This is a genomic window from Bacteroidota bacterium, assembly GCA_030706565.1.
Classification (GTDB): domain Bacteria; phylum Bacteroidota; class Bacteroidia; order Bacteroidales; family JAUZOH01; genus JAUZOH01.
Window position 1 is genome coordinate 1 of record JAUZOH010000159.1, and the last position, 8267, is coordinate 8267.

Here is an 8267-nt window from a genome sequence, read left to right on the forward strand (position 1 = left end):
CCTTCACGGTTTTACGATTGCCGGGAACGATATGAAGTTTTATTTTGCTGATGCCAGGATTGTTGGGAATACGGTTGTAGTATCTTCCCCCGACGTTCCAAAACCGGTATCGGTTCGTTATGGTTGGGCAGATTTTCCAAAGGTTAATTTATTTAATAAAAAAGGATTGCCGGCGTCGCCTTTTCGTACTGATGATTGGCCATTACCAACTAATAACATGAAAGTACCTTATTTCAATAACAAAAATTAGGATATTGTTTGAATTCTTATTAGAAAAAGTGATTATTCAGGATTTAAAATCCTGAATAATCAGCCCAAAGAGATTAAATGATGTTCAAATTTACGAAAAGGTTATCACGCAGATTTTTGAATCTGATTTCCATGATAGATTATTCCGTTTATTTCTTATATCTCCTTTTATGATTGCTGTTATTGCTACCACTGTCAAAGTGCGGGACAACGTTTTCCTCTTTAAGTTATAGTAACCCTTTCAAATGGGGATTGCTTTATACAAAAATTGCTTCAACAATTAAGGTGCCATTGACTTTTCTGGTGCACTGGGCATGGGATAAAATAAGGAAGGCTTTCTATGGTCTTGTCATAAAAGATGATGTATTGGGCAGGGTTATTGCCCGTTTTTTTATCTGTAAACAAAAATTTTTTTTTGTTTTTATAAAAAATAGGGTTGCAAGTTTCCTTGCAACCCTATTTTTTTGAACTATCAGATTTTAGACAATAGGTTTATATTTTGGCACGAGTGTTTTCATGATTATCCATCCTATAAGATAAGCAACAGCGCATATTGAGAAAATAATGAAATAGCCTGATCTAATTCCTTCAAAACCGGCAAATTTCATATGTGTTTTTGCTGCGAAATCAAATAAGGCTCCGGAGCCCTTATTAATGATGAACGATCCCACACCACCGGCCATACCGCCAATACCTGTTACTGTAGCAATAGCAGAAGGAGGGAACATATCTCCTACAGTGGAGAATATATTAGCCGACCATGCCTGGTGGGCAGCACCTGCAATACCAATGATGATTACCGGGAACCATGGGGAGAAATGTCCCAAAGGTTGAGCCAACAGCGCTAAAAGAGGGAAGAATGCAAAAATTAACATTGAACGCATACGGCTTGCATAAGGATTCATCTTCTTTTTGTTTACAAAATAGGATGGCAGCCAACCGCCAATAATGGATAACATGGTAATTGCATATAGCACAAACAAAAGAAGCTGCGCCATTTTGGTATTTGAAGTAAGTCCATAAACATCACTCAGGTAAGCTGGTGTCCAGTACAAGTAAAACCACCATACCCCGTCGGTCATAAATTTGCCCACAGCAAAAGCCCAAGTTTGTTTGTATTTGAAACATTCCTTGAAGGAAAGTTTCCTGTCCGCCTTCTTTTCTTTTATTTCACTAGTTTCCTGAAGGGTATCCTGTTGAATATAATCCAATTCTGCTTTGTTTACACAGGGATGGACATTAGGTTTCTTATAGATAAATACCCAAAACCCCAACCAAATAAAACCAATTGCACCGATAATCACAAATGCCATTTCCCAACCACATTTGGCTGCAATTACAGGGATGGTGACAGGAGCAACCAAGGCTCCTACAGTTGCTCCGGAATTAAAAATACTGGTGGAAAAAGCCCGGTCTTTTTTGGGAAAATATTCGGCTGTGGCTTTTATTGCGGCTGGAAAGTTGCCTGCTTCACCAAATGCAAGGACAAAGCGTGCACAAATGAATAATGTCACACTCACTGTAGTGATCAGGCCTACATTATCGACCATGTGGATATAATCTTTGGCTGCTTTAAAACCCACAAGCCAATGACCAGTGAGGATACCGGAAGTGGCTATTCCACAAAATGCATGTAAAACTGCACCAAAAGACCAGATTCCAATGGCCCAGAGGTAACCTTTTTTGGTATCCAGCCAGTCGACAATCCTACCGGCAAATAACATACTAATTGCATAGAACATTGAGAAAAGGGCTACTATACTTCCATAATCATTGTTTGTCCAATGAAATTCCGGTGAAATAAAATCTTTCCAGGTCAGGGAAAGAACCTGACGGTCCATATAATTGACCGTAGTAGCAAAAAATAACATTCCGCAGATTACCCATCTGAAATATGTCATTTTTTCTTCGTTAATTTTTAAAGGCATGATATTGATTTAGATTTATAATATTTATTTCAGGGTAATAAAAAGTACAGCACGGATAATTGCACTGTACTTATTCATTTATTCGCTTTCTTAAAACTCATTAAGCAGTTTTTATTTACACTATGATTTTAAATCAGACAAAAAAAGCAAATTTAATTTAGTCTGCCTGTTAAAATTGAAAATAATTTTTTGCATTGTAATAACTGATATCCTCTGCCATTTTACCGATAAGAGCCATGTCATTGGGAATTTCACCATTTTCGACATCAGTTCCAATCAGATTACAAAGAATTCTGCGGAAATATTCATGCCTTGTATAGGATAGGAAACTACGGGAATCAGTGGTCATTCCTACAAAACGGCTTAATAAACCGAGGTTTGAAAGGGCTGTCATCTGTTTCTGCATTCCGTCTTTTTGATCCAGGAACCACCATCCGCTGCCATATTGCATTTTGCCCGGAATGGTGCCGTCATTAAAGCTGCCAATGATGGTTACCATCAACTCATTATCCTTGGGGTTAAGGTTATATACCATAGTTTTTGTCAGTTGGCCGGTGAGGCTCAACTTGTCAAAAAATTTAACCATTGAAGCTGCGAATGAGGGATCATTGATGGCGTCATAACCGGTATCCGGTCCGAGTTGTTTAAACATACGGGTATTGTTGTTGCGAATAGCTCCGACATGAAATTGCTGGGTCCAGCCTTTTTTATGGTCCATGTAAGCAAACTGATACAACATGGCTGACTTGAACTTTGAAATTTCCAATAAGTCCAGTTGTTTGCCACCGCGTACTTTCTTGAAAACCTGTTCTATTTCGTTATCCGTATAATCTTCTGCCAAAAAAGTATCCAGTCCATGGTCCGAAAGCCTGCATCCTTCCTGATGAAAAAAGTCGTGCCTTTTTTCCAGGGCTGATATTAATGATTTGAAATCCCTGATATCTACGTCAGCGGCCTGAGCAAGTTTATCCACATAGGCGTTGAAGTTTTCAGGGGATTCGACAGCCATGGATTTATCTGGCCTCCAGGCAGGCAATACCCTTACGGAAAAGTTGTCTTTTTTAATTTTCTGGTGATATTGCAGATTATCAATAGGATCGTCGGTGGTACAAACCAATTCGACGTTCATCTTTTTCATGATGCCTCTTACGCTGAATTCCTTGGTCCGCAGCATCTGCGTGCATTCATCGTAAATTTCTTGGGCTGTAGCAGGATTTAAAATTTTATGTATGCCAAAAGGATGAAGCAACTCCAGGTGAGTCCAGTGGTAAAGTGGATTTCTAAGGGTATAGGGTACTGTTTCAGCCCATTTAAGAAACTTTTCATTTTCGCTGGCATCGCCTGTAATATATTTTTCGGGAACACCGTTGGCACGCATGGCACGCCATTTATAATGATCGCCTTCGAGCCAGATCTGAGTCAGATTGTCGAACTGCCGGTCATCAGCAATATCCTTAGGTGACAGATGGCAATGATAATCTATAATGGGAAGCTTTTCAGAATGTTCATGAAATAAGCTTTCGGCTGTCTTATTTTGCAATAAGAAATTTTCATCCAGAAAATTTTTCATGTTAATATAAATTTTAAGAATTTTACATAAAATAAAACATTCATGTCACCTTAAATGATGTAACAGGCCATGAATGTTTTATTTACCTCATTTTCAACCTTATATTTTATCAACTAGACAAAAAGTCTTTTAATATGTCTTTCTAAAAGATTTTCCGTAACACACTGGCCGACAATTTCTTTGTTGTTTACCAATTCGTCGGTATAGCGGTTGCCAAGTTCGGCAGCAACTTTGTAACCTACATGAATGAGCTGTCTGAGATCTGAATTGTAATCAGGATCATCAGGAATGTGGCGGAGGGAATTGGCGAATTTTTTGGAATCCCATGCTTTTACGGTTTCAGGTGCAGGCAAGTTTTTTTTGTGAATGTCAATTACTGTTGCATACGGACCGCAAAGTTCATCCATACGGCCATACGCATTGCAATATATTTCTTTAGCAACATCCAGGCCTTTACCACCGGCTACTGCCAGACCAATAACTTCTTCCAACCAAGTGGTTCCAGCGGTTTTGACATGGATACCTTTATTGTATTTTTTTATGATCTGGCCCATGATAGGATAGATGCTGAATTTATCGCTACCCGAGTGGATACTGAGTTTTAAGTTTTCTGCCAGTCCAAATTCTTTAACTGCAAAATCAATCACCAGGACATCTTCTTCAAATTCTTTGGAGAATTGTGGGATGTCTCCCCGGTAGTCGACGCCCTTATTGAAACGTCCGGTGAATTTGGGTGCAATGGTTTGCAGTGGAACACCAACCTGTGCCAATCCGCATAAAATAAAGAAGAGCTCTACAGGAGTTTGGGGCTGGTCAACTTCATCCATGGAAACTTCGGTAATAAAATTGTCTTTCCCTTTAGAAGCTTCAATTTTTTTGTAGATTTTGTGGGCTTCTTCAATGGCATAGCAGAATTTTTCTGCAATAGCCTGAATAAGTGAAGGAGTAACATCGAATGCTTCAGCTATTCCGGGAATTGATAATTTCCCTTCGTATGCTTTACTTTTTTCTATAAACTTTTTAATAGATTCATCATTCGCTTTTTTCCCTATGTAATCAGCAACATCCAAAGTAAAAAAGTCGGAATTGTCGATGAAATTGTCAACGGTGGAAAGGTTGATGTGATCGGCATCAACTCTGTAGCTTCCTTTCCATCCGAGAGCTTTTACAGCATTGTCAGCTTCTTTCCTGGTACCTTCCGGTGAAGAATGAACAATAGTGTGTTCTCGGTTGGATTTGTTCCATACCGGAGTGATCTCTAATCCAAGCTTTTGGGCTTCTATAATGGCTTTTAATTGTGCCTCTCCCTGGTGGGCAAATCTATCGCCTATTCCCCATGAATATTTCTCTAGTATCATTCTTATGTGGTTATTAGTTGTTTTAATAAATCTTAATTGACAAAGGTATAAAAATTATCCGTTTGCGTACACGAAAACTATTTTATTTTGTTTCTTTGTAAAAAATTTAAATTTATTGGTTTTTTCAATTATTTGTAAATTTTTGTTTTTTATCAAAGCTACATAATTATATTTAGAAATAAAATAAAATCCAGAAATGGGAAAATTAAGGATAAAAGATATTGCACTTAAAGTGGGCGTTTCCGTGGGTACTGTCGATCGTGTTTTGCATAACCGGGGGGAAGTAGCCGAAGAAACCCGGCAAAAAGTTTTAAAAATTGTTGAAGAAGAAGGTTATGTCCCCAATTTGCTTGCCCGCAGGCTGGCATCTAAAAAGAAATTTTGCTTTGCGACTCTGTTGCCCTCTTATCAAAATGATAATGATTACTGGAAATACCCTCAGGTAGGTGTATTGAAGGCTCAAAAAGAACTGGAAGATTTTGGAGTGATCATCCAACAGTTTTATTTTGACCAGTTTAATGAAAAAACATTTGAAAATCAGGCCAGGGAACTGATTAAGTTAAGTCCGGATGCCATACTTATTGCTCCTGTTTTTGCCCAGAAGTGCATGCAGTTGATCGACAAATGTAATATCAAAGGTATTCCGTATGTTTTTATTGATTCAAATATCTATGCCTCAAACCGCCTGAGTTATATAGGTCAGAATGCTGTGCAAAGCGGTCTGCTTGCCGGCAGGTTGATGAGCTACAGCATTGAATCCCAATCTACTATCCTCATTATTACCATTGCCAAGAATAGTGTAAGTACGGATCATACTACCAAGAGGGTCAAGGGATTCAAGGACTTTTTTTCCTCTCCCCTTATGAAAAAAAAGGTAAATATTCTGGATATTGATGTGGAAGAAGATGTTGATATACTTCTCTATAAGGCACTGGTTGAGGCTTTTGATAAAAACAAAAATATCCAGGGAATTTTTGTGACCAATTCAAAAGCATATAAAGTGGCCCGTTTTCTTGAAAAAAATCATCTTGACAAGGTACATTTAATTGGTTATGACCTGGTTAAGGATAATATCTTTTTTCTTGAAAAAAATATTATTGATTTCTTAATTAGCCAAAGACCTGAAGTACAGGGATATAATGCTGTTATGACTTTGTATAATTATCTTATCCTTAAAAAGGAAGTTAAGATGGTGAATCATACTCCAATTGATATTATTACCAAAGAAAACCTGAAATACTATCTTAATCTGGAGCTTTAATGAAAATTCCCTGAAGGGAAAATGTAGATGCAGCTTAGATTCTTTCAACTTTTCAGTTAATAACAAATTCTCCATTTTCCAATATGGCAGTTGTGGTAAAATTTTTGGCATAATCCGGGGATATGAGATTGGTCAAGGCTGTTTTTTTTGTAAATCAAAACGCAAGAGTACTGCAATGCTTTTTTTAATTGATCAACCGAAATAGGATCCTGTAAATCTACTAGGCCCTTCCTCCAGTTTTGGTCATTTTGAAATCGCAGCTCCCGGTTAAGCATTTGATTATTGTCTTTAATGCAAATGATCTCTTTTTGCAGGTCAAAAGCAATAGAAGGGAGCAGTTGGTCGTATACCAGAATGCGGTTTTCCTGAAGGTTTTTGCTTTTGATGGTTTCGGCAACAGGTTTCATCGAATCAAACATCAATTGATTTGATGAAACCAGGCTTGAGTAAAAAAGCAGGAAAGTAATTCCCAGGATTACTGAAGAATAGATGATTTTTTCTTCTTTATTGAAAAAGTGGACATATTGAATTGCAAGAAGCAAAATAACCGAGAGAACCCAGAAAACCCAGAAGTCGGAGTTAACCTTAAGCGATGGATAAAACAAGACAAAACCACAAATTATTGCTAAAAGAATAAATTGATAACTGATTTGAAAACGGTTTAAAAATACTGGCTGTTTTCCTGATGATTTTATTATTGCTGTTGCTGCCGTGAGGGATAATGCGGGTGCAACAGGAAGTAAGGAAAAAAGCTGTTGGCTACCCGAACAGGAAAAAAATATCAGGGGAACTAACAGCCAGATCATGCAAACCTGCACAAACGAACTCATTTTCCACCATTGTTTTCGTTGATTCCTGAATTCAACCAGGGCTAAAAAGAACCAGGGAAGTCCCAACAAGGGTATATAGAGGAGGTAGTACCAGAAAGGACCTGAATTTTCTTCGGAACTATGGGATTGAACCAGGTATTTTAAAAATCCATGGTTCTCAAAATATAAATAAGCAAACCAGGAAAGTGAGAGAATCACAAATATGGATGCAGCCAGGGAATGGTGAAAGTCCGTATTTTGATTTTTCTTTGAACTCCTGTTAAAAGCCCAGGCAAAGCAAACAGGAACAATCATAGAGGCAAGTCCCTGGGTATCAAATCCCAGGGCAAGTGTCAGATAGAAGGAATAAATCCACCCTACTTTATGTGTTTTCCTGTATTTTATCCATAAGAATACGGATAGCAGATTCAGGGTACTCATATAGATATCCGGGTTCAAACTTCTTGTGGATAGTAATACCAAAGGGAGTGACAGGAAAATAAAAACAGCATAAATTGCTGTTTTTTGGTTAAAACATTCGCAGCCGATAAGGTAAACCAGTAAAAGTTGAAGTAGAAAAGCGACCTGCAAAAAGAAACGTACTGAAAATTCGTTGATGCCGAACAATTTGAATGCTGCATTTGTAACATAATATGTAACAGGAGGTTTATGATAATCATAAATATTAAGCAGGGTGGGATGGATATAATCGCCTGAATTGTACATCTCTCTTGCAGTTTCAGCATAACGCGCTTCATTATTTGTTTCTGTCACACCCCATTGCCCCAGATGATAAAATAGAGCCAATAAGGCCATCAACAGAATACTGCAAAGTACCCCTGTTTTGATATTTTTACTTATTTCTTCCGTAACTGTCATAAAAAAAACTATTGAATCAAAAAATCTAATTGACTGATAACTAATTATATGTTTTGACTTTCGAAAATCACTAATTAGTAAATAAAAACGCAATATAAATTAGCCTGTCAATTAAAACAAATAATCACAAATTTTTTGCTATTTTTCTCAAGGATTCATAATGAACAGGGTAATTTAAAAAAAATCAAGATGAAAATCAAAGCGATAATAACA

At 37.5% G+C, this 8267-nt stretch carries 6 protein-coding genes; 2 read left to right on the plus strand and 4 right to left on the minus strand.

The window, feature by feature from the left end:
- A partial coding sequence (locus Q8907_09430) for a 9-O-acetylesterase (protein MDP4274485.1) occupies window positions 1-250 on the plus strand: 250 nt, incomplete at its 5' end.
- Window positions 251-728: 478 nt separating this feature from the next.
- Here the strand turns inward: Q8907_09430 and Q8907_09435 are convergent.
- The 3 genes from Q8907_09435 to Q8907_09445 form a co-directional block, all read right to left on the minus strand.
- On the minus strand, window positions 729-2177 hold the full coding sequence (locus tag Q8907_09435) for an MFS transporter (protein MDP4274486.1): 1449 nt from the start codon (window positions 2175-2177) through the stop codon (window positions 729-731).
- Window positions 2178-2346: 169 nt separating this feature from the next.
- A complete protein-coding gene (gene uxaC / locus Q8907_09440) occupies window positions 2347-3747 on the minus strand; it encodes a glucuronate isomerase (protein ID MDP4274487.1) in 1401 nt (466 codons plus the stop codon).
- Window positions 3748-3860: 113 nt separating this feature from the next.
- On the minus strand, window positions 3861-5105 hold the full coding sequence (locus Q8907_09445; protein MDP4274488.1) for a tagaturonate epimerase family protein: 1245 nt from the start codon (window positions 5103-5105) through the stop codon (window positions 3861-3863).
- Between the two features lie 196 nt (window positions 5106-5301).
- Between Q8907_09445 and Q8907_09450 the strand changes: the two genes are divergently transcribed.
- Complete coding sequence (locus tag Q8907_09450; protein MDP4274489.1) at window positions 5302-6366, plus strand: substrate-binding domain-containing protein; 1065 nt, start codon at window positions 5302-5304, stop codon at window positions 6364-6366.
- 56 nt (window positions 6367-6422) lie between these two features.
- Here Q8907_09450 and Q8907_09455 read toward each other — a convergent pair whose 3' ends face one another.
- The gene (locus Q8907_09455) at window positions 6423-8054 is read right to left on the minus strand and encodes a glycosyltransferase family 39 protein (GenBank protein ID MDP4274490.1); all 1632 of its coding nucleotides are present in this window, start codon (window positions 8052-8054) and stop codon (window positions 6423-6425) included.
- Window positions 8055-8267 lie beyond the last annotated feature (213 nt).

Excerpts from the sequence above, each read along its gene's own strand:
- Q8907_09455 (MDP4274490.1), bottom strand. The coding sequence starts at position 8,054 with ATGACAGTTACGGAAGAAATAAGTAAAAATATCAAAACAGGGGTACTT.
- uxaC (MDP4274487.1), bottom strand. The coding sequence starts at position 3,747 with ATGAAAAATTTTCTGGATGAAAATTTCTTATTGCAAAATAAGACAGCC.
- Q8907_09435 (MDP4274486.1), bottom strand. The coding sequence starts at position 2,177 with ATGCCTTTAAAAATTAACGAAGAAAAAATGACATATTTCAGATGGGTA.
- Q8907_09445 (MDP4274488.1), bottom strand. The coding sequence starts at position 5,105 with ATGATACTAGAGAAATATTCATGGGGAATAGGCGATAGATTTGCCCAC.
- Q8907_09450 (MDP4274489.1), top strand. The coding sequence starts at position 5,302 with ATGGGAAAATTAAGGATAAAAGATATTGCACTTAAAGTGGGCGTTTCC.